This is a genomic window from Photobacterium sp. (assembly GCF_033720175.1).
GTDB lineage: Bacteria > Pseudomonadota > Gammaproteobacteria > Enterobacterales > Vibrionaceae > Photobacterium.
This window is the reverse complement of the sequence record NZ_JAWWDA010000001.1, coordinates 156,907-178,889: the sequence shown is the minus strand read 5'-3', so window position 1 is coordinate 178,889 and position 21,983 is coordinate 156,907. Positions and strand designations below refer to the sequence as shown.

14 protein-coding genes, 1 pseudogene and 1 CRISPR repeat array (1 of these 16 running past the window's edge) are annotated in these 21,983 nt (G+C 45.8%); of the genes and pseudogenes, 8 read left to right on the top strand and 7 right to left on the bottom strand.

Annotated elements, in window-relative coordinates:
- A CRISPR array of direct repeats spans nucleotides 1-1,153; the repeat unit is 29 nt; unit sequence GTGTTCCCTGTATCCACAGGGATGAACCG; it reaches 1,195 nt to the left of the window's first position.
- Between the two features lie 161 nt (nucleotides 1,154-1,314).
- Nucleotides 1,315-4,149 carry an FAD-binding and (Fe-S)-binding domain-containing protein gene (locus R3289_RS00650; RefSeq protein ID WP_318923369.1) on the bottom strand — a complete coding sequence of 945 codons (2,835 nt, stop codon included), beginning with the start codon at nucleotides 4,147-4,149 and terminating at the stop codon, nucleotides 1,315-1,317.
- 283 nt (nucleotides 4,150-4,432) lie between these two features.
- Here R3289_RS00650 and R3289_RS00645 point away from each other — a divergent pair, with 283 nt between their 5' ends.
- Nucleotides 4,433-5,335 (top strand): LysR family transcriptional regulator, encoded by a 903-nt coding sequence (locus R3289_RS00645; protein ID WP_318923368.1) that lies wholly within the window; start codon nucleotides 4,433-4,435, stop codon nucleotides 5,333-5,335.
- Between the two features lie 137 nt (nucleotides 5,336-5,472).
- On the opposite strand, the gene R3289_RS00640 is transcribed toward R3289_RS00645, so the two are convergent.
- The 4 genes and pseudogenes from R3289_RS00640 to R3289_RS00625 form a co-directional block, all read right to left on the bottom strand.
- Entirely contained in the window at nucleotides 5,473-5,694 is a 222-nt protein-coding gene (locus R3289_RS00640; RefSeq protein WP_318923367.1) for a hypothetical protein, read from the bottom strand.
- Nucleotides 5,695-5,949: 255 nt separating this feature from the next.
- On the bottom strand, nucleotides 5,950-7,635 hold the full coding sequence (locus R3289_RS00635; protein WP_318923366.1) for an L-lactate permease: 1,686 nt from the start codon (nucleotides 7,633-7,635) through the stop codon (nucleotides 5,950-5,952).
- Between the two features lie 726 nt (nucleotides 7,636-8,361).
- Entirely contained in the window at nucleotides 8,362-8,697 is a 336-nt protein-coding gene (locus R3289_RS00630; RefSeq protein ID WP_318923364.1) for a PBPRA1643 family SWIM/SEC-C metal-binding motif protein, read from the bottom strand.
- A gap of 230 nt (nucleotides 8,698-8,927) precedes the next feature.
- A pseudogene (locus R3289_RS00625) lies at nucleotides 8,928-9,244 on the bottom strand (transposase); the annotation flags it as partial.
- Nucleotides 9,245-9,447: 203 nt separating this feature from the next.
- On the opposite strand from R3289_RS00625, the gene R3289_RS00620 reads away from it, so the two are divergent.
- Nucleotides 9,448-9,633: a hypothetical protein gene (locus R3289_RS00620; protein ID WP_318923362.1), complete on the top strand. Its 186-nt coding sequence runs from the start codon at nucleotides 9,448-9,450 to the stop codon at nucleotides 9,631-9,633.
- A gap of 525 nt (nucleotides 9,634-10,158) precedes the next feature.
- Entirely contained in the window at nucleotides 10,159-11,133 is a 975-nt protein-coding gene (locus R3289_RS00615) for a LysR family transcriptional regulator (protein WP_318923359.1), read from the top strand.
- On the opposite strand, the gene R3289_RS00610 is transcribed toward R3289_RS00615, so the two are convergent.
- The gene (locus R3289_RS00610; protein ID WP_318923358.1) at nucleotides 11,103-12,308 is read right to left on the bottom strand and encodes a cyanate transporter; all 1,206 of its coding nucleotides are present in this window, start codon (nucleotides 12,306-12,308) and stop codon (nucleotides 11,103-11,105) included. The genes R3289_RS00615 and R3289_RS00610 overlap by 31 nt on opposite strands.
- 154 nt (nucleotides 12,309-12,462) lie before the next feature.
- On the opposite strand from R3289_RS00610, the gene R3289_RS00605 reads away from it, so the two are divergent.
- Nucleotides 12,463-12,768, top strand: coding sequence for an AMP-binding protein (locus R3289_RS00605; protein WP_318923356.1), 306 nt, complete (start codon nucleotides 12,463-12,465; stop codon nucleotides 12,766-12,768).
- Between the two features lie 291 nt (nucleotides 12,769-13,059).
- Here the strand turns inward: R3289_RS00605 and R3289_RS00600 are convergent, their stop codons facing one another.
- Entirely contained in the window at nucleotides 13,060-15,981 is a 2,922-nt protein-coding gene (locus R3289_RS00600; RefSeq protein ID WP_318923355.1) for a diguanylate cyclase, read from the bottom strand.
- A gap of 321 nt (nucleotides 15,982-16,302) precedes the next feature.
- On the opposite strand from R3289_RS00600, the gene R3289_RS00595 reads away from it, so the two are divergent.
- The 4 genes from R3289_RS00595 (at nucleotide 16,303) to R3289_RS00580 (ending at nucleotide 21,915) form a co-directional block, all read left to right on the top strand.
- Nucleotides 16,303-18,117 carry an extracellular solute-binding protein gene (locus R3289_RS00595; protein WP_318923354.1) on the top strand — a complete coding sequence of 605 codons (1,815 nt, stop codon included), beginning with the start codon at nucleotides 16,303-16,305 and terminating at the stop codon, nucleotides 18,115-18,117.
- Nucleotides 18,118-18,202: 85 nt separating this feature from the next.
- Complete coding sequence (locus tag R3289_RS00590; protein ID WP_318923353.1) at nucleotides 18,203-19,288, top strand: microcin C ABC transporter permease YejB; 1,086 nt, start codon at nucleotides 18,203-18,205, stop codon at nucleotides 19,286-19,288.
- A gap of 2 nt (nucleotides 19,289-19,290) precedes the next feature.
- Complete coding sequence (locus R3289_RS00585; protein ID WP_318923351.1) at nucleotides 19,291-20,307, top strand: ABC transporter permease; 1,017 nt, start codon at nucleotides 19,291-19,293, stop codon at nucleotides 20,305-20,307.
- Nucleotides 20,308-20,322: 15 nt separating this feature from the next.
- Entirely contained in the window at nucleotides 20,323-21,915 is a 1,593-nt protein-coding gene (locus R3289_RS00580) for an ABC transporter ATP-binding protein (RefSeq protein ID WP_318923349.1), read from the top strand.
- The last annotated feature ends 68 nt before the right edge of the window (nucleotides 21,916-21,983 follow it).

Here is a 21,983-nt window from a genome sequence, read left to right as displayed (position 1 = left end):
GTGTGCGCCCATAACCGATCGTCTGCGTGTTCCCTGTATCCACAGGGATGAACCGTGGGTTTCCTTTGTGGTATTGCTGATTTTAGAGTGTTCCCTGTATCCACAGGGATGAACCGCTGAATATTTCTGCTGAGCTAGCACAGCGCTTGTGTTCCCTGTATCCACAGGGATGAACCGCGTTTGTCTACTTTGCGGGTGAATATTCAGTAGTGTTCCCTGTATCCACAGGGATGAACCGGTGTCATCGTCGTGTGGCGGTACACCTGTGGAGTGTTCCCTGTATCCACAGGGATGAACCGGAGAAAGTGACCCAGTTTGAAGCAGGTGAACGGTGTTCCCTGTATCCACAGGGATGAACCGTATTGTAATTGCCTTTAACAAACCAAACGCTTGTGTTCCCTGTATCCACAGGGATGAACCGAATGTCTTGCGCGGTAATGTTCTTGATTCGCTGTGTTCCCTGTATCCACAGGGATGAACCGAGAAGTCGCCAGAGCAAATCATTGATGTAGACGTGTTCCCTGTATCCACAGGGATGAACCGTTTACATTCCGCGGTGTGACAACTTCCGTTAAGTGTTCCCTGTATCCACAGGGATGAACCGAAACATTGAATAACGATGATATTAAAAATCTGGTGTTCCCTGTATCCACAGGGATGAACCGGCATTAGCAGCACTAATAGTTGTATCACCTTCGTGTTCCCTGTATCCACAGGGATGAACCGTCGTCCTTGGTCCAATGGTATTTATCTTAATGGTGTTCCCTGTATCCACAGGGATGAACCGTTCACTAACACGTAACTCTGGTTTATCCATAAGTGTTCCCTGTATCCACAGGGATGAACCGCAAGGGCGGTCTGTCTTGATTTATATCCTGACGTGTTCCCTGTATCCACAGGGATGAACCGAGTGATGGCCCGTTGTGATCGTTCGAATGTAGGTGTTCCCTGTATCCACAGGGATGAACCGAAACATAGTAATCAAACAATGAACACGCATCAGTGTTCCCTGTACCCACAGGGATGAACCGAGTGGCTATCGTGCCAATCCGACCCACTCAAGGTGTTCCCTGTACCCACAGGGATGAACCGTAATACTTATCTCCGTTAGCTAATGCTTGCTGGTGTTCCCTGTACCCACAGGGATGAACCGCTTCAGGAAGAACTTAAGGGGATTGATTGTCTGTGTTCCCTGTACCCACAGGGATAAGTGATTGTGAAGATTATAACGTTGTATTAATAAGCAACAAACCCACCGTACTGAAATGCCGGTGGGTTTATCGTGATTAGCCTGTTTGTCTTGATCTGTAATAATTAAGCCTGTGGACGGCTTACTTTATCAACCAAATACAGTATTGAGCGGTATTCAATACCACTGTGTTCAGAAAGGCCAATTTCACACGTACGGCTGTTGGAGTAGCCTTCTTTGCAGTTGGCTGGAACCTGCTCTTTAAGCGGGGAAAGAGCCGAGGCGTTAAGCTCTGGTGTGGTAAAGCCTTTATCACCGGCAAAACCGCAGCACTGAATATCTTCCGGAATGATCACCTGTTTGGCGCACGTCTCTGTCACTTTCTGCATTACATCGGCCAGCCCTTTGCGGCGCGAGGTACAGGTAATGTGCAGCATTACCGGTTCATCTTGCGCCTCAATATTAATCCGTGGCATCACAAAATCGGCGATAAACTGAAAGGGTTCATAGATAGTGATATCGTTACGCATCACATCTTTGCTTAAGCTTGCGCAGGGGCTGGTATCCATCAAGATGGGTAGCTTGCCTTGCTCAGAAGCCTGCCACAGGGTCTCTTCCAGTTGCTTAGCCTTGCTGTTTGCCGCATCGACAAAGCCTTTGCTCTTATAGGGCATACCACAGCATTGGTTATCAAGCTCGCCGGGCATCACCACTTCAAAACCGGCTTTCTCAAGTAAAGAAATTGTCACTTCTGCCAGCGGTCGGGAATCCATTGCCCTTTGCTCGGTGCCCATATTACGGGATGCACAACTGGGGAAGTAGACGATTTTTTCCCGGGCAATATTGAATATTTGCGGCGCTTTCATTTTACCTGCCGGGCGCGGCATGTGCTCTGTCCAGAGCGGAAGCTTTTGACCGCTCAGTTTATAAGCCGCCTTACTCAGCTTTTTCATATTATTGCTGCCAAGCAGTGAATGCATGCCATCAGCGGCACCTAGCCCCAGCTTTGTTGCAGTGGTGATTGTCGAAAAATTATCTGCTGTCCAGCGAGCGATAGATTTAGCCAGCGGAGAGTGTTCTTCACGTAATTTGCGCATCAGATCGCCAGTATTAATCCCAACCGGACACCGGTCTGCACACAGCCCTGTTGCCGCGCAGGTATCGATACCCTGATAGCGGAAGGTTTTTTCCATCTCGGCAAGACGTGCCGGATCTTCATCAGTACGGCGCAGGCGGCTGATTTCGCGATATACCGTATTACGCTGGCGCGGGGTCAGTGACAGCTTGCGTGACGGACAGACCGGTTCACAGAAACCACATTCAATACATTTATCGATCAGGGTATCAGCCGCCGGCATTGCCTTGAGATTTTTAACATGGGCATGGTGATCGTCATTGAGGATCACCCCCGGGTTCAGAATGCCGGTGCGGTCGAAAATCTGTTTGATTTGTTGCATCAGGGCAAAGCCGTCCTTGCCCCATTCAAGCTCGACGTACGGAGCCATATTTCGTCCGGTACCGTGCTCAGCTTTTAATGAGCCCTGGTAATCGACTGCGACCAACTGGGCAACAGCGTCCATGAAAGCACTGTATCGATTGATCTCTTCTTCGGTATCGAAAGCCTGGGTAAAAACAAAGTGGAGGTTACCCGCCAGGGCATGGCCGAAGATAATGGCCTCGTGGTAATGATACCGGGTAAAGAGCTGTTGTAATTCGCGAACGGCAGGGGCCAGTTGCTCGATAGGGAAGGCGACATCTTCAATAATGACGGTTGTGCCTGTTTCGCGAACAGCGCCGACGGCAGGGAATAAGCCTTTACGGATAGCCCAGAGTTGCGCGCAGACTTTGGTATCAGTACTGAATGAGACCTGATGGATGGGGGTGAAGCTGTCGATGATGGCTGAAATAGCGTTACTTTGTTCGAGTAAGCCGGCAGCATTATCGGCGTGAATTTCAATCAATAGTGCGGCGGCTTCGCTATTGCCTTCTTTCCCGAGCCGGGCAATGAAGTCAGGCATACCAGCTTCATTGGCAACGGAGGCCAGCGAGCGGCTATCCATCAGCTCTACCGCAGCGGCACTGGTCTTACCCAGTTCACTTACCGCCAGGCACGTTCTTTCAATATCACCAAACACAAAGAGACCTGATGCCTTATGGGCATGGTCAACGACGGTGTTATAGGTAATATCAGCAATAAAGCCTAACGTGCCTTCAGAACCAATAAAGAGGTGTTGCAGAATGTCGATGGGATCAGTGAAGTCAGTCAGGGAGTTAAGGCTGTAGCCGGTGGTATTTTTCAGGCGGTATTTATGGCGGATCTTGTCCGCAAGCTCGGTGTTGTCTCTGCACGCCTGAGCCAGTGTTGTCAGATCAAAGAGCATTTCGCGATGGGTTTGTTTAAACAGGCTGACGCTATCCGGATTTAGGGTATCAAGCACCGTGCCGTCAGCCAGTACGACGGTCATGCCTGCCAGGGTTTTATAACTGTTTTGGGCGGTGCCGCAACACATCCCTGAGGCGTTGTTGGCGGCAATACCACCAATTTTACAGGTATTGATAGAGGCGGGATCCGGGCCAATTTTACGGCCATATGGGGTCAGTAATTTATTGGCTTCGGCTCCAATAATGCCAGGCTGCAGCCAGATCTGTTCGGCATTATTAAGAATTTTGTGATTACGCCATTTATCGGTCAGGGTGATCAGTACTGAATCTGACAGAGCCTGCCCGGAAAGGCTGGTACCAGCAGCGCGAAACGTAACAGGAATGTGTAAGTCGTAACAGGTTTTCACTGAAGTGACGACTTCATCTAAAGAGTCCAGCTGAAGAATGACTTTAGGGACAAGGCGGTAGAAACTGGCGTCTGTTCCGTAAGCCAGTGTCAGCGTTGGATCGGTAATGATGCGTTTTGTATTGATATTTTTTTTAAGCTGTTCAATCAGCATGGTGTAGGGATGTTCCATTGCTCAGTGCTCCATGATGATGCCTGTGCTGAGAGTAAGCAGCGACAGGAATATGCTGAATAAACGCTTTTATTGTTATGGCTTATTTTCATCATCATTACTGTTAGGGTTGCCGGTTTTGAAGTAATACATCTGATGTTATAGGTATTATGGATCACTTCACTCAATTTAATATTTTAATAACATTTCTTTGGTTGATATACTGCCATCAATACATAAGTTTGTTGCAAAAAGTGTACTAATACCAAATCATTAATGATCTGTTCAATTCAGCGAGAGTAAAATGCGAAGTACTGATGACTTTCTGGTTTTTTACCATCTGATAGAGCAGGGCTCTTTCAGTAAAGCCGCCGACCAGGTTGGGCTTACCAAGTCGGTTGTAAGCAAACGCATCACGCGACTGGAAGAAGATCTCGGCGTGCAGCTTATCTACCGCACCACCCGCAAGCTGACGTTAACCGAAGCGGGAGAGGTGTTTTTTGGCCATGCCCGAGAAGTGCATCACTCTGTTCAGAACGCAGAGGATGCGATGGGTGGGCTTGGTGAAAGACTTTCAGGGGCGATTCGTTTAACGGTGCCAACCATTTCCGGCGAGTTAATTCTGCCTCAGGCAATTGCTGAATTCAGTGCCAAATACCCGGATATTCATATTGATATGGAGCTGGATAATCGGTTTGTTGATATCGTCGAAGAAGGTTTTGATCTTGCTATTCGAACAGGGGCATTGCCGGATTCGAGCTTTATAGCAAGGCGACTGACAGATGCGCATTGGGTGATTTGTGGCGCACCGGAATATTTTGCCAGGCATAAAGCGCCAGCGAATTCAGCGGATTTGGTCGATCACAATTGTCTTGCTTATAGTTATCAGGAGACAGGGGCAACTGAGTGGTTGTTCAAAGGAAAATCAGGGCCTTGCACCGTGAAAGTCAAAGGCAACTTCAGTACCAACAATGCCTCAGCCTTAAGAAAAGCGGCGCTATTCGGCCAGGGGCTGGTGTATGTGCCGAAAGTGCTGGTGGCAGAAGATTTACAGGCGGGAACGCTGGTAGAGGTACTGCAACATCAGGTGGCAAAGTGCTTGGGGATTTATGCGGTTTACCCGTACACCCGCCATCAACCGGCGAAGGTAAAACTCTTTATCGAGCACCTGTATCAGTGCTATCAAGGCCATAAAGATAAGTTCTGATGAGTCGTTAACGACCATGTTTTCAATATGGTTCAGCAGAGATCTGATGCTGAATAACGGTGGGATATAGTCCTCCCAAACGCTAAGTTAACTGAGTGGGAGGCTGATCAGGTAAGTCGACATGGGAGTGGTCTAGCTCAAAATGTTGAACTATGTAGAAACAAATTCAGTGCCTTGAGTTCGCAGCTCAAGTTGTGGATCCGTGAAATAATTTCACTTTCTAAATGGGCTAAATGTTTTGGCGGATCAAGTTCTGCCAATTCAGGGTGAGCATCCCTGATCCTTTGTAAATCAAAGTAATTTTCATTGATTTCATTCAGCAGTACTTGCCGGTTGGTTAATGAGCTTTGTTCTTCCATAAACACCTCACTAAGCATTATAAATGACTTATTGGGATAAAATATTGAACGTATCTTACAGTACTAACGGTTATCTGGAATGTAAAGTCCGACCACTGAATAATTTACAATTTTTCGCAAATTCATTAACAATGGCGCATTAAAAAGCGAGATGATGTTTTAACCATCATCTCGCTTTTTTTATGATTACAACGTTAATTTGAAGGCGTTCCTTTACAGGTCAACTCAAAATTCTGTTTTATTTATACGCATCAATCAAACCAGAGTACTCATGATTGCCGCCACAATACCGTACATAATCATAGGAACAACGGTACGCTTGATAATGAAGCCTTCTTTGTTGGCAATGCCCAGGATGGTTGAAACCGCAATGATATTATTGATACACACCATATTACCCATCGCGCCACCGACAGACTGAAGGGCAAGGATTGTCGTTTGTGGTAAGCCAACATTGATAGCAATGGTCTGCTGGATTGCTCCAAAGGTCAAGTTTGATACCGTTGCAGAACCAGAGAAGAAGGCGCCTAATGCACCCAGATAGGCCGCGACATACTGCCAGCTGGTGCCCATTAAATCAGAGAAGGCTTGTCCAGTGGTCATAATTGGCGAGTTTTCACCGCCGGTCATCATTAATTTCACCATGATCAATGCACCAACCAGCGCAATGAATGGCATTTTTATGCGGCTTCCAGTTTCGGCAAACATCTGCTTTACAAGATTGCCCCGTAATTTAAACAGCGGGATTGAGATCAGTACAACCAGCAAGAACGGGATCAGCGCCGGAACATAAAGGGTTTTATAAGCCCAAGTAACATCAGTACCCAAAATATGGCTTAGCTTAAGGATCAGTGCCTGGCTGATACTGAACTCGCCAAGCGGCCCCAGCGAGACACTGAACATTTCAGTACCATCGGTAAGCATCGCCTTAATACCAAATTGCTTAATGCGGGTGATAATCAAAATAGCGATAAGCAAAATGGTTGGGGTCATCGCTTTGAATATTTCAAATCCAGTCACCTTTTCGTCAGCAGAAGCAGAAGCTGTTGATGGCTTATCCTGGGTATTACTCACCGCCATGTTAAAGGCTTGATTATCAGCCAGCAGTGCTGCTTCGCCAGCAACTGCGGTTTGTCTTATGGCGACTGGGTCTTTCTTAGTCAGGCCAAGGTTAAGGCGGGCAAATACCACTGATAATGTCAGTCCAATAGCACCGCCGACAAGGGCTGGGAACTCATAATTCACTTGCGCTAAAAGGAAATAAGGCACAGTACATGAGAGAGTACTAAGTAATACGAATAAGTAGTTACGGCGGATATCTCCCCAGCTGACAATAAAGCGTAAGGCCATAGGAGGAATAATAAATGCTGCGACAAAGTGAATTAAAGCGGTAATTCTACCCGTTTCGAGCAGTGTTGCGTTATCCAGCCCGAGGTTAGAAAAACCGAACCAGGTTGGTGTACCAACAGCGCCGAATGAAACCGGCACCGAGTTCATCACTAACGCCAGCATTGCAACTTTGAGTGGATTAAAGCCTAAGCCAACCAGAATCGGGGCTGCAATGGCGGCAGGAGTACCAAAACCGGAAGCACCTTCAAGCATGAATGCAAATGCCCAACCGATAATCATCAGCTGGGAAACCTGGTTGCGGCTGATCCCTTCCAGCCAGCGGCGAATAACATCTTCGGCACCAGAAAGGTAAGTCATACGGTTAAGTAAAATAGCACCGGCAACGATTGAAATTGGGGTGATAGCAGAGAGGATGCCGGCTACGATATTGGCGTTAATTAAGGTGATATCAGTATTGAAATAAAACAGTTGTAATACACCGACCATCAGAGCGGTGATCGGTAAAGCAATATGTGATGGCACGCCGTTTTTTTTCGTCATCATCCAAATGAGGATGATAATCGGCGTTACAGATACAAATAGGGACGTCATTGGTATACCCACTCCGTGTGTTGAGGCCTGCTTCCAGATCACCATCAAGTGCAATGAACTTGTTGGGTTAAGCGGCCTTGCTATCGTTATTGTCGTTTTAGTTACATCGTCAGAAACTGAAGTTGTTTACTGACAAGCTGTTTTCTGTGGGGAAGACATTCTAAAGCGCAATTTCTATAAGGCTATTCCTCTTCAGAGGCCGAAGATTTAAAAAGATGTTGTAATTGTTGTGTTAACACAGATGTTAAATTTTGCCGTTTTCAATAACTTTATATAAAACATATAAATAGAGGTTTGTGTGATGAGGGGGCGTGTTTGGATTGGGTGACGAATGGAAACAGTTATTTTCACAATAGAAGCCAATGGGGTGGGTGGAATATGACCAATCTTCGGCCGTAAACGGCTTGGTTTAGAGTACTGTGAAAGATATGCGGCAATAACGTGAGGTAATATAACTACATTTTTCGACATGTTTCTATTTTTATGCTTTTTTGTGTTATTTACTTACAAGGTAGTGGGCAAGGAGATAATGCTGAAAGAGAGAGCCAGCAGAGATAATGAAGGTGAATAAAAGAGAGACGAAATTTAATCAATGTTACCGGTTTGTTTTATTGTATTTGAAAAAAATGTAGATGATTAGTGTGAAAATCTGCGAGTACCTCGTCATAAGGGGTTTACTGTATAACGAGGTACTCTGGTGGTCTTTGCAATAAGTAACGGGCGGTTTTATTTACCGCAACACTTCTTGAATTTTTTACCGCTACCACAAGAGCAAGGATCGTTGCGGTTTGGTGTTTTATCAAACGTCGTCGTTTTAGGCTTATTCAGAAGCGCTTCCAGATCGACGATATTTTCTTCCACATCAGCATTGACTTCGATGTTAGCAAAAATGCTGTTCTCTTCCAGAATCGCTTCAACTTCAGCTTTTCGTTCTTCACTAGCAACGATCAGAGATAATGGAAAGTCTTCAGAACCAGGCTTAGCAGCACGGTTAGTGTTGAAGCCATAGCTTGAGTGTTTTGGCTTCTTCTCGATACGACCTTTGAAGAAAAATTTAGACATGACGAGTTCCTGTATACCTTGAAGGGACCTAAACGCTTAACATCAAACGAGTTGGGTCACTGAAGTAAGGTGTTAATAGAAAAAGCCTGCGTTGTGGGCAGGCTTTTATAAATTAGGGGAATGAAGCACAGTATCCACTAAATGACATTATAATAGTGGCGCTGTATTTTGCTCATTACCAGAATTGTGCTGAATGGTAGCGGTAACGCCTGTTTCTAGCAAGTGTTTGGTTGCACCTCGACAGTCTTAGCTCGTTTACTGATACAGGTGTAATCAGGCGAGCTAAGAGGCACATTCATAAGCTTTAAAATGGAATTGATAAAACCTTGCAGAGCGCGCAGTGGAAGAGAATAAATCCCTTTAATCATTAAAGCTGTTTCAATAGCAGTATCCGTATACTGAAACCCACGACCACGCTTCCGTGATGTTCGGTGCATATCCAAGAGTCGATAGCAGAGTCATCAACCCAGAATGTAATTGAACCGAGTTGCTCCAGTGCCTTGTTGTACTGCTTCCAGTTTGTGATTTTGTTCTTTAACTTGCCCACTGCTGACACCTGAAACATCTGTGATAGATGATCTGATCACTGATAGCAAAAGAGTTCACTGATTTAGTCAACAACGCTTGTTGAACCTACTGACTAGCTAACAGGTTGTGAAAAACAAAAAGGGTGCCGATGAATGTGTTTTATCGGCATTCTTTTAAGTGGTTTCAATGTTGTTTGTCATACGATATTGGGAAGTTAGCAGTATGGAACGCGATTTCGAAACTGAAATCGTAGGTGTAGAGGAACAACTGAGAGTGGCAATGCTCCACTCAGATATGAATGCACTGAGCAATTTATTGGCGGAAGGATTGGTTTTTATCAGATTGGACCAGCCAATAGAGGCCCACCAGCAACTTCACCTCCCTAGAAATCTGACTGGCCCTGAATAAGGTCACCAGTACACAACCCCACCACCAAGAACCATATGTCTGCAGATTTGTTCCATCAGTCTCCTACCAGATGTCGTTGGAATCGATAAAGTGTGCTGTGTTGCGTCTTGTCCATTCAAAAGATTGCGATAATCTTGTTTGTGGTGGTGCTCATTAAGCAGTCAGCCTGAATTTGGGTCGTTTAAAAAAGAGCAAACCATTCGAAGCCGATCTGTTGTTAAAAGTGGTTTAACTTGAGTGCGGCTTAAAGAGAGCAGATGCAGCATATGATTGAAATTAAATCAGTTATTTCACGCAGACCAATTAAGTTTTAGTTGAAATATGAGGGAATCATTCAGGTTTGGATGTGGATTTGTGTAATAAACTAGCGCTCGCAAAAATTGTTTATTTGAAAATAGTTTCAAAGTAAAAGTTTCTAGCTGCGCATAATGTAATTAAATATTCTTTCAATTTTCTTGGTGAATGAACTCTTGAGTTGTATTGATTACGTTATGGGTTTATCAGGTTTTTTCAGGACGTAAATGTATGACTATGGCAAAAAAAACAGCTCTTCGACAGAAGCTAAGAAAGCTAGACTTTCAGGCACTTGAGGTATTCTACAATATGTACACTTATCAAAGTGTTACTGAGGTTTCAGAGGTCTTGTCACTAAGCCAGTCAACTATCAGTTATAGCCTGAATCGTTTAAGGACGGCTTTTGATGACCAGCTCTTTGTTAGTTCAAGAGTTGGAATGAAGCCGACCTATAAAGCCACTCTTTTAATAGAGAGTATAGGTGAGATTTTAGATAAGATTTCTACCTGTGGCGCCGAAAATCAATCATTTTCACCACACGAAACCAATACGGTATTTACTATTTTTTCTCCAGAGTATTTCGAAATACTCGTAATTCCAATGCTGTTAAAAAAAATCAATGACGAAGACCTTAAAATAAGTATTGAAGTCATTCGGCCAGAAGATAAAGTGCCGTTTGAATCAATAGCAGATCAAAAGATTGATGTTGGAGTTGTCCTTAGTCAGGGTTATTACCCGCATAGCCTCCAACACCAGACAGTTCTCAATGATAAACTGGTGGCTGTTTTTGATGGAAAGGAAAAGGAAAGCGGCAGTTCGGTATTGTCGCTGGAAGAGTTCTCAGAGAGAAAACAGATTTTCCCTTCTCCTTGGCTTAACAGCAACTGCATGATCGACACTTGGCTAAACAAGCAAGACCTTCAGAGAACCATTGCGGTTAAAGCTAACGGTTACTATTCGGGCATAAAAATGCTGACGGGCTCGAAAATGATGATGATGCTGCCAGAGAAAGTTTATAAAAAACTATCGCAGCAACACACTACCTTGCATGCAAGGCAAGCCCCGAAGGGCTTGCCAGGTTTTAGCCTAGATATTATTTGGAGTCCTTCTTCTTCGGATACCCTTGCAAATATCTGGCTACGAGAGCAAATCATGATTGCCTGTAAAGAGATCAATCAGGAGCAAGTGTCCACGTTTTTAAAGTGAATTTCGTATTCCGCGGGTTTGAATCTGATTGCCATAAAGATCATCAGCGCGGCGACAGAAGCTAGAATCGCCCATGCATTAGCAAAACTTGATGAGCTGTCTTTTATGTAACCAGCCACTAGAGGTGACATGGCGGCTATCATATAGCCAATACCTTGTACGAATGAGGTTAGTTTGCCTGCCTGAGACGGATTGTCGACATGATCCATGGTTACAATGAGGCTCATAGGGAAAAGGCCACCAATGCCCAAACCTAGGAGTGTCGCCCATACTAGGGCCAAAGATTTTGGCAGAGTGATTAACCCGCAGAACCCGACGATAATGCAAACGAGCAAAAAGATTAATATACCGCGTCGGTCTATGTTTCTGCTCGCGATGGCAGGAATCAATAGGCCAGCAACAACTTCAATAGATGTTAAAAAGGCGAGGATCAGGCCTGATTCTTTGTTTTCCCAACCAAGGTCAAAATAGTATGGAGGTAGCCAAGCAAGAACACAGGTATAGGCAGAAGTGCCTAGTCCGAAAAATATGCCTAGCAGCCATGCCCTTGGCGTTTTATGAATAGCCTCCTGATTCTTTGTATCTACATCCTGGCCAACTTGATCTTCTGTGTAGGCTCTGACTCCAAACCAAGAAATGAAAGCAACAATCGCTAATCCACCCCAAATAGAAAGCCCGAATCGCCAATTGCTGCTGAACTCTACGATATAGGGTGACGCAGAAGCTGATAGAGCTGCACCGCCCATGATGGCCGTAACATAAACGCCCATAAACAGTTCAATAGAGTTGGAGAAGTGGGTTTTGATGATTTTTGGAATCAAAGCTTGTATCAATGCGATCCCGATACCGGCAACAGTTGCGGTAATCAGTAAGTCAGCTGGATTTTGAGCGTAGTAGCGGTACGACGTAGCAACAGAGATAAGCAGCAAAGAGTATGCAATTAAACGATGTTCCCCTACTTTTTTCCCAAGCCTGATCCCGACAAACATTGCTAGACCCATGGTAAAGACCGGTAACATGGTCAGTAAAGACACCATGGTGAACGACAATGGAATGTCAGAACGAATGGAGCTAAGCACAGGGCCTATAGAGGCCATTGAAGGTCTGAGGTTTAACCCCACCAATATTAGTGCTACTAATATTAGTAACCTGCCTTTGTTTGTTATTTTAGTCAAAATCTTATCTTCCTTATTATAAAAGCCAGCTGCATTAAACCTCATCTTAAGATTAAAGGGTATTTAATTATTAGATAAGCACTTTTAAAATTTGATTTGCGAATTCCATAATTTAAATCAGATAATTCCACTGATTTAATAAGGAATGTTAAGCATGAATTTTCAATTGAACCTTCAGAGCTTATTTTTTGATAGTATGAAGAAAAACAAGGAAAGCTTTGTAGTATATAAAATCGCTTCCAGATATAGCTATGACGAATTAAAAGAACGAGTAACAAGATTGTCATCTTCACTTACTACAATAGGTGTTAAAAAAGGCGATGTTGTAGCAATAGCAGACTGGGATAGCCATAGATACTTAGAGCTCTACTTTTTTGTACCTATGATTGGAGCAACCCTGATGATGTGTAATATCAGTCTTTCCAAGGAAAACATTGAATACACCCTTAATCATAGTTAAGCGAAGTTTTTATTTGTGAATTCGGATTTTAATGAATCCATCGAGAATTCAAGGGAAATATTTTCAAATCTAAAAGACTATATTCTAATTGATGAATTTAACCACAACGCAGGCTTTTATAAATTAGGGGAATGAAGCACAGTATCCACTAAATGACATTATAATAGTGGCGCTGTATTTTGCTCATTACCAGAATTGTGCTGAATGGTAGCGGTAACGCCTGTTACTAGCAAGTATTTGGTTGCTGCTGTTTTCCTGGCGTTAGAATAGAAGATAAGCTCAAGGCATTCATTAAGAAGTCACTAGGGCCTGCTTATTAGACTCATGAACAAAAATCCCATCGCGACCTGCTTTTTTAACCTCAAATAATGCCTTATCGGCACAGCGAAGCAGCTGAGCAAAATCGTATGAAGTATCAGAATTTACGACTCCGATACTTATAGTGACCGATAAATCCTCTGCAATTCGACTGTAGTCTTGCTCTTTAACTAATAAGTTGATTTTTTCACATAAAGAGTACACGTGATGTGGCTGCCAACCAATAATACCCATTACGAACTCTTCTCCTCCCCAACGGGCAATAAAACAGTCATTTTGACTGAACTGCGCAAGCCTCTTACCAACGGTTCGTAAAACCTGATCACCGGCCAGGTGAGTATAGGTATCATTGATTTTCTTAAAGTGGTCGATATCTAACATCACGACTGATAGCGGCTTATTTTGCAAAGGTGATGAAGCAATCTGGTCTATCCACTCATCAAAAGCACGACGATTATACAAACCGGTTAATTGATCTTCCCTTGCCTGTTTTTCAAAAGCCGATGCTTGAACCTGAAGTGCTTGGGTTTTTTGCTCAACCTCATATTTTAGTTTTAATTCAGATTGTCTGAGACGGCGTGTCCGCCACCTGAAGGACTGGGCAAAAGTAAAGAAGACCAACAACGCGATTCCAAGCTGGATGCTCTTTCTTTGCCACCAGTGGGGAAGAATACGAAATGAAAAGCTGGCCTGGTTTATTTCATTCGGGTGGTAAGGGTAATAGGCATTAACCACAAAGCGATAATGCCCGGGGGCAAGGTTTGTATATTCGGCAAAGCCTTGCGTACCTCGTTCAATCCATTCTGATTCTAGCCCTTCTAACTTCGTACGGTAACGTATGTGCTGAGAAGAGATATAACCCAGCCCGACAAAATCAAATGTCATTCGCTGGCTTCCTGCGGGTAAAACAGTGGGCTGCTCATTTGCTAAGTTCAGCCATGTTTGATCACCGCGTACTCGTTCTATGATCGTCGGGAATTTTGGGGACACGAGTTGTTTGAAACGCAGCGGGTGAGTGGATGCGATGCCTTTCGCGGTCGCAAACCATAACTGACCTGAAGCATCGATGGCTGCGGTCGGGTTCGAACCACCATTCAGCTGGGCTGTTGCCATTCCGTCGAGTTCATTATAATGATCGAAATTGATCCGAAATTCCGTACCATCGGCAATGGCATTGGCTTCATCTGTCGATACCCGCCAGAGACCACGATTAGAGGTGAGCCAAAGAGAGCCATTTCGATCAGGGATAACCTGAAATAGCTTATCAATCGGAAGACCATTTTTCTGTCCGATAATGCTTAGTTTTTGGTCGGAAAAGCGGTAACGGATAAGCCCCCTGTCGGTGGCCATCCACATGTACTTTTTTTGGGCATAAAAGCCGAATACGAACTCAGCTTTTTCAAGTGGTTGAAGATTTAGGGTTCTGATCTGGTTTTGATTAATGACAGCGACACCACCCCCGGTTCCAACCCAGACTTGCCCCTGTTCATCCAATGTCAGTGCCATAATGAAATTACTCGGAAGACCATCATTCGTCGTAAAAAGTTGGTGTGTTGTGCCATCACTGGAATACCGGATCAGCCCGGCCATTGTACCGATCCACAGCTGTCCCTGACTGTCTTCCGCAATGGCACGAACAACATTGGATGGTAACCCTTGAAGATCAACATGCCTTAGCGTTTGGTTATCGAAGCTGAACAGGCCGTGATTATAGGAACCGACCCATACACCACCTTTTTGCCGGGGACCTAAGCTCATTACCGAGAGCGTTTCAGGTGTCAAACCGCCTGATGTTGGAGGGGAATAATTACGGAGTTGTTTGTTGTGAATAACACTCAATCCTTTGCTGCTTCCCGCGATGATTTCGCCGGAATCCAAAGCGAGAACGGTTCGGATATAATCGCCTGCCAGTCCTCTGGTTGTCCCCCAGTTACTAAAAGATGCCTGACGTAAGCGGAGAAGTCCGGTGTGGGTACCCACCCAGATTGAATTTTCACGATCCTGATAGAGGGATAAAATCTGGTCATGGGCAACCCCATTGAACTCAGTGAGTGAAGAGACGTTGTTCGCGTAAAAACGATAAATACCCTGGTTAAACGTGCCAAACCAGTAATTATCCTGCTTATCAATAAGGATGTTGGAAACAAAAATATTATTTAAATTGTCATGAAGACGAGAAAGTCGACCTTTTTCATAGCGCCAGACACCGTTTTCGCCACCAAAGATAATTCGTCCCTGTTTATCTTCTACGGCAGAATAAACAGAGAGGTTCTTTAGCCCATTTGACTGGCTGATATTGTCAATATTGCCGGACGAAATGAGGTACAAACCTAGGCTCGTTGATGCCAGCAAATCACCATTTTGACGCAAAGAAAGGTTGTATACTGTCAGTCCAGGTAAAACGACCTGGTCTGCAGCGTGGTCGTGAGCACGAAAAATAAGGCCTTCTCCTCGTAAACCGAGCCAGATACCGCCGTCAGGTTGGCGGATAACGGCGTTGACAAGGCTTTTGACCTGGGGGAGGGGGTGCCAGTTGTAAGGTGTTCTGTAAATCAGGCCCCCTCGGGCATCACCAGCAAGCAACCCGCCATCAGGATCAGCGTAAAGGGCTTGAACACCTGAATCGATCAGCGCGCTTTCAGCGCCTCTGGTAAAGAGTTTAAATTCTCGGCCATTAAAGCGGGCAATACCTTCCCAGGTTGCAAACCACAGATAGCCATCTTGTGTTTGGCTTATCGCATTAATGCTGTTGTGCGGCAGGCCGTTTCGGCTGGTCCACGTTTCGACAAGGTATTCATCCTGCAGGGAAGCGAATGAAGAAGATATCCCTCCCAAATATAGCCCGATCACTAAAAAAGTGTTGATGAGTTTGGCTAATGAAGAATTTTGCAGCATGTCTGTTGGTCCGTTACGACATTATCCCTGCGGATAACAAAGCGAAAAATATTAGCATACTCAATCAATTGAGCATATTTCTGCTCTAATGAAAAATCAAAATATGTGCTGTTTTTACCGAATTTTTTACTCAAGACAACCAAAGAGAGCAAAATATCAGCAAATTCTGTCGATGAAATTTCACGGGCATCCATTGTGATAAGGAGAGAGGCCTTTATTGTTTGGCGTTTGTCGAATCGTGATTACTGTCCTATCGTAGAATAATGAAAAGTAAAAAGAATTTGATATTCAGGGTTACGGGGAAAGGAGTGGGAGATGATTATGCGACGGAATTGGGCATTTGTATTTTGTTTTATGTTAACAAGCGTTCAGCTTGCTGCTTCTGAAGTGATTGAATCTACACACCTTGTCGGATTTGGTGAGGCAAAATACCCCAGTGATTTCTCCCATTTTGACTATGTAAACCCGGACGCACCGAAAGGGGGGATGGTCACTTACGCCCAGGTTGGTACCTACGATAGTTTTAACCGTTACGCGACCCGCGGTGTTTCCGCAGCACGTGCAGAAGCAATGTATGACACGCTGTTTGTTGCGGCGGCTGATGAAATAGACAGCTATTATCCGCTCATTGCACAAAAGGTCCGTTATTCAGATGACTACTCCTGGATGGAAATTGATATTCATCCCAAGGCCCGTTTTCACGATGGGCATCCAATTACCGCAGAAGATGTAGCGTTTTCCTTCAGTAAGTTCATGGCGCAAGGGGTGCCACAATACAAGGTTTACTATAAAGATGTGAAATCGGTGACAGCAGTATCCGCCGGTACTGCTCGGGTCGAGATGGCAAAGCCGAACCGCGAAGTGTTGCTTTCTCTGGTACAGAACCTGACCGTGTTACCCGCTCATTACTGGAAAGATAAAGATCTGGGGGAGCCGCTGAGTGAACCGCCGCTGGGTAGCAGCAGCTATAAAGTGGCTGATTACAAACCAGGACAAAGTGTGACGTATGCGCGGGTGAAGGACTACTGGGCCGAGAACTTACCCGTTAACGTTGGCCGGAATAACTTCGATACCATTCGCTATGACTATTACCGTGATGAAACGGTCACACTGGAAGCGTTTAAAGCCGGCGAGTATGACGTTCGTGAGGAAAACGTAGCGAAGTTCTGGGCGACCATGTATGAAGGGCCAAATTTCGACAAAGGGTATATTCGTAAAGAAGAGATCCCCCATCAGATCCCTCAGGCGATGCAGGCTTTTGTTTTTAATACCGAGAGTCCAGTTTTTAGTGATTCAAGGGTGCGCGAGGCGTTGAACTACGCCCTGGATTTCAAATGGATGAATAAAACCTTGTTCTATGATCAGTACCAGCGTACGCGAAGTTTTTTCCAGAATACCGATTATGAAGCCCACGGGTTACCGTCAGAAGCTGAACTGGCTGTGCTGGAACCGATTAAGGACATAATACCGCCGCGTGTTTTTACCCGTGATTATCAGCCGCCGATGACCGATGGTTCCGGCCGTATTCGGGCCCAGATCCGCAAAGCGTTGCCGCTGCTGAAAGAGGCTGGCTGGGAGCTTAAAGATAAGGTGATGGCCAATGTGAAGACCGGCGAGCCGTTTACATTTGAGCTGCTGATTTATAGCCCGAGTACGGAACGTCTGGCGATCCCGCTACAGAAAAATATGCAGCAGATGGGGATCGAAATGAAAATCCGCACGGTGGATACCACACAATATATTAAGCGGGTGCGCGATCGTGACTTTGATATGGTCTCCGCCGGATATGGTGCCAATCCATACCCCAGCCCAAACCTGTTAATTGCCTGGAATAGCAAATTTATCGACAGTACTTATAACACTGCCGGTGTGCGGGATCCGGCGATTGATTACCTGACCGAAAAAATTGCCGACAACCAGCAAAATCCGGATGCGTTGCTGGCGTATGGGCGGGCCTTGGATCGGGTGCTGCAATGGAACTTCTTTGTCATTCCTCAGTGGCATATCAGTAAGTTCAGGGTTGCAAGCTGGGATAAGTTCTCTCGTCCAGCGATCAGGCCCAAGTATCAACTCGGGCAGGATACCTGGTGGATTGATCAGGAAAAAGCCCTGAAGCTGCCAGAAAAAAGGCGTTAGTTATCATTATTGATACCCATCATGCGTTGGAAATACAGCCTGTAATTTCAAGCATGAAGGGTATATAGCCCTTAAGATTGTGAATATGACAGCATATATTTTTCGTCGTCTGTTACTGGTTATTCCTACGTTGTGGGCGATCATCACGATTAACTTCTTTGTTATTCAGGTCGCGCCTGGCGGGCCGGTCGAGCAGGCCGTAGCACGGCTTGAAGGACACTCGTCCGGCATAATGGAACGCTTTGCCGGCGGTGGTAAGGAAGTTCAGCTTACAGAGCCCGGTGATGCGAGCTCCGGTTATCGCGGATCGCGGGGTCTGGATCCGGAAGTCGTTGAGGCGATCAGGAAGCAGTTTGGATTTGATAAACCTCTGCTGGAGCGCTACCTCGACATGTTGAAAAACTACGCCACCTTCGATTTCGGCGAAAGCTTATTTAAGGGCGGAAACGTGATTGACCTGATCGTAGAACGCTTGCCGGTCTCTGTTTCCCTTGGCTTGTGGAGCACGCTGATCATCTACTTTATCTCGATTCCGCTCGGGATAGCCAAAGCGATAAAGCACGGCTCGCGTTTCGATGTCTGGAGTAGCGCGCTCATTATTGTCGGGTATGCCATACCGGGGTTTCTGTTTGCAATTTTACTCATCATTGTCTTTTCCAGTGGCAATTATTTCAGCTGGTTCCCGCTGCGGGGACTGGTATCACCAGATTTTGCCCAGATGACATGGTATCAGCAGATAGCGGACTATTTCTGGCACATGACATTACCCATTCTGGCGATGGTAGTCGGTGGCTTCGCGACCCTGACCATGCTGACCAAAAACTCCTTTCTGGATGAAATTAATAAGCAATATATCGTCACTGCCCGTGCCAAGGGGCTGGACGAACGCAGCATTCTGTATCGCCATGCATTCCGCAATGCGATGCTGATCATCATCGCCGGTTTTCCCAGCGCATTTATCAGTATTTTCTTCACCGGCGCGATGTTGATCGAGGTAATGTTCTCGTTAGAGGGGATAGGTCTGCTTGGGTTTGAATCAACCATTCAGCGTGATTATCCGGTAGTTTTCAGCTCCCTCTATATCATGACGTTGTTAGGCTTGCTGCTGAATATTATTTCAGATCTCACTTATACCCTAGTCGATCCACGCATTGATTTTGAGGGGCGCTAGCGATGAACCCGATAACAAGGGAAAGATGGTCACGGTTTCGGGCCCATAAGCGGGGTTACTGGTCGCTGTGGATTTTCTCTGTTCTGTTTGTGATCTGCCTGTTTGCTGAGGTGGTTGCCAATGACAAGCCGCTGGTGATTAATTTTAAATCAGACTGGTATTTCCCAATCGTTCAGCAGTACGCCGAGACCGATTTTGGCGGCGAGTTTGAAGCAGAAGCGGACTTTACGGATCCCTATGTGGTCGAGCTGATTGAAGCGGACGGATACATGATTTGGCCATTGATCCCGTTTCATTATGACACCATCAACTACAACTTGTCGGGACCGGCGCCTTCGGCTCCAGACCGGGTAAATTGGCTGGGAACCGATGATAAGGGACGAGATGTGCTGGCCCGCATTATTTACGGTTTCAGGGTATCGGTCCTGTTCGGGTTTGCTTTGACCATTATTTCCACCTTGATTGGTGTCGTTGTGGGCGCTTGTCAGGGCTATTACGGCGGCTGGCTTGATCTGTTTGGCCAGCGGTTTATCGAAGTCTGGTCGGGGATGCCAACCTTATTTTTACTGATTATTCTGTCGAGTTTTGTTGAACCTAACTTCTGGTGGTTGCTCAGCATTATGGTGTTGTTCAGCTGGATGACGCTGGTGGGGGTGGTGCGGGCTGAGTTTCTTCGGTGCCGTAATCTTGATTACGTACGGGCGGCGCAGGCGTTGGGGGTGAGTGATAGCCGGATCATGTTGCGCCATATGTTGCCAAACGCCATGGTCGCGTCACTGACAATGATGCCTTTTATTCTCAGTGGCTCGGTTACCACATTAACATCGCTCGATTTCCTTGGGTTTGGCCTTCCTGCCGGTTCACCCTCACTGGGTGAATTACTGGCTCAGGGCAAAACCAATTTGCAGGCACCCTGGCTAGGGCTCTCAGCCTTTGTGGTGCTGTCGATAATGCTAAGCTTGCTCGTCTTTGTTGGTGAAGCGGTTCGTGATGCCTTTGATCCGCATCATCAAAAATAATACCAGAGAGGTGCTATGACAGACGCATTGTTATCCATTGAAAACTTAGCGGTAGGATTTAAGGGTGGGCAACAGGTTACCCAGGTCATTGATGAGGTAAACCTGACGATTTACCGTGGTGAAACCCTGGCCTTGGTGGGAGAAAGTGGTTCCGGTAAGTCGGTGACAGCCAATGCGATCCTGCGCCTGTTGCCTAAATCGACCACCCGCTACCTTAGCGGCAGTATAAAATATGACAATATTGATATGCTGACGTGCAGTGAGCGGCAGATGCGGGGGCTGCGGGGAAACCGTATCGGCATGATCTTTCAAGAACCGATGATGTCACTGAATCCGCTTCATAGAATTGGGCGGCAGCTATGTGAAACGCTGTCGATTCACCGCGGAACGCGCCAGCGTCAGGCAGAAGAAATTGCGCTGAACTGGTTGAAGAAAGTCGGGATTCGCAATCCCGAAAGCCGCATTAACGCATTCCCGCATGAACTGTCAGGAGGGGAACGTCAGCGGGTCATGATCGCCATGGCACTGATCAATGAGCCTGAATTGCTGATTGCGGATGAACCGACAACCGCACTCGATGTGTCGGTGCAGGCGCAAATTCTAGCCTTGCTGAAAGATCTGCAACAGGAGCTCGGTATGGCGATGCTGTTTATCACTCACGATTTGAGCATTGTTCGCAGCATTGCTGATCGTGTCTCAGTCATGCAGCTCGGCAGCGTGGTAGAGACAAACACAAAAGAGATTATTTTATCGACGCCGAGCCATCCCTATACCCGTCTGCTTATTGAATCCGATCCGAAAGGTGAACCGATTCCGGTTGAGCCAGATTCACCTGTTTTGTTTGAGGCAAACGATCTGCGAGTCTGGTTTCCGGTTAAAGGCGGAATTCTAAAACGGTTAAAAGGGCACATCAAGGCTGTTACCGATATCACTTTTCAGCTTCGTAAGGGCCATAGTGTCGGTCTGGTTGGCGAAAGTGGTTCAGGTAAATCGACCACCGGAATGGCAATATTACGATTACTGAACAGTGAGGGCAGTATTGTTTTTGACGGCAAGGATATCTCCACCTTTGATCGAAAAAAGATGCTGCCATTGCGTCGGCGTATGCAGGTAGTTTTCCAGGACCCATTTTCAGCGCTTAACCCTCGGATGTCTGCAGCACAGATCATCGGAGAGGGGCTGAAAGTTCACGAACCCATGACCCCGGAGCAAGAAGATCAGGCTATTTGTCTGGCAATGGAAGAGGTGGGATTGGATACGGAAACGCGTCATCGTTACCCGAATGAGTTTTCCGGCGGACAACGGCAGCGTATTGCGATTGCAAGGGCCCTGGTGCTTAAACCGGACTTTATTTTGCTTGATGAACCGACATCATCATTGGATCGCACGGTTCAGTTTCAGGTGCTCGATTTACTCAAATCATTACAACAAAAGCACGGCTTGAGTTACCTGTTTATCAGTCATGATCTAAATGTCGTTAAATCGCTGTGCCATTACACCTTAGTACTCAAAGACGGCCAGGTTGTAGAGCAGGGAGATACTGCAACATTGTTCAGCCAGCCGCAAGAGAGCTATACAAAACAGTTAGTTAACTTGTCCAGTCTTTGAATGTTAAATCTGCAGATGACTCTTTTTATCGTCGGTGATAAGTATCGGTAATATCCAGGTAGTATGAA

Bases quoted from the DNA above. Each gene is read 5' to 3' on its own strand.
- R3289_RS00600 (WP_318923355.1), bottom strand. From the start codon at position 15,981: ATGCTGCAAAATTCTTCATTAGCCAAACTCATCAACACTTTTTTAGTG.
- R3289_RS00595 (WP_318923354.1), top strand. From the start codon at position 16,303: ATGCGACGGAATTGGGCATTTGTATTTTGTTTTATGTTAACAAGCGTT.
- R3289_RS00630 (WP_318923364.1), bottom strand. From the start codon at position 8,697: ATGTCTAAATTTTTCTTCAAAGGTCGTATCGAGAAGAAGCCAAAACAC.
- R3289_RS00620 (WP_318923362.1), top strand. From the start codon at position 9,448: ATGGAACGCGATTTCGAAACTGAAATCGTAGGTGTAGAGGAACAACTG.
- R3289_RS00580 (WP_318923349.1), top strand. From the start codon at position 20,323: ATGACAGACGCATTGTTATCCATTGAAAACTTAGCGGTAGGATTTAAG.
- R3289_RS00590 (WP_318923353.1), top strand. From the start codon at position 18,203: ATGACAGCATATATTTTTCGTCGTCTGTTACTGGTTATTCCTACGTTG.
- R3289_RS00640 (WP_318923367.1), bottom strand. From the start codon at position 5,694: ATGGAAGAACAAAGCTCATTAACCAACCGGCAAGTACTGCTGAATGAA.
- R3289_RS00615 (WP_318923359.1), top strand. From the start codon at position 10,159: ATGACTATGGCAAAAAAAACAGCTCTTCGACAGAAGCTAAGAAAGCTA.
- R3289_RS00605 (WP_318923356.1), top strand. From the start codon at position 12,463: ATGAATTTTCAATTGAACCTTCAGAGCTTATTTTTTGATAGTATGAAG.
- R3289_RS00635 (WP_318923366.1), bottom strand. From the start codon at position 7,635: ATGACGTCCCTATTTGTATCTGTAACGCCGATTATCATCCTCATTTGG.
- R3289_RS00650 (WP_318923369.1), bottom strand. From the start codon at position 4,149: ATGGAACATCCCTACACCATGCTGATTGAACAGCTTAAAAAAAATATC.
- R3289_RS00585 (WP_318923351.1), top strand. From the start codon at position 19,291: ATGAACCCGATAACAAGGGAAAGATGGTCACGGTTTCGGGCCCATAAG.
- R3289_RS00645 (WP_318923368.1), top strand. From the start codon at position 4,433: ATGCGAAGTACTGATGACTTTCTGGTTTTTTACCATCTGATAGAGCAG.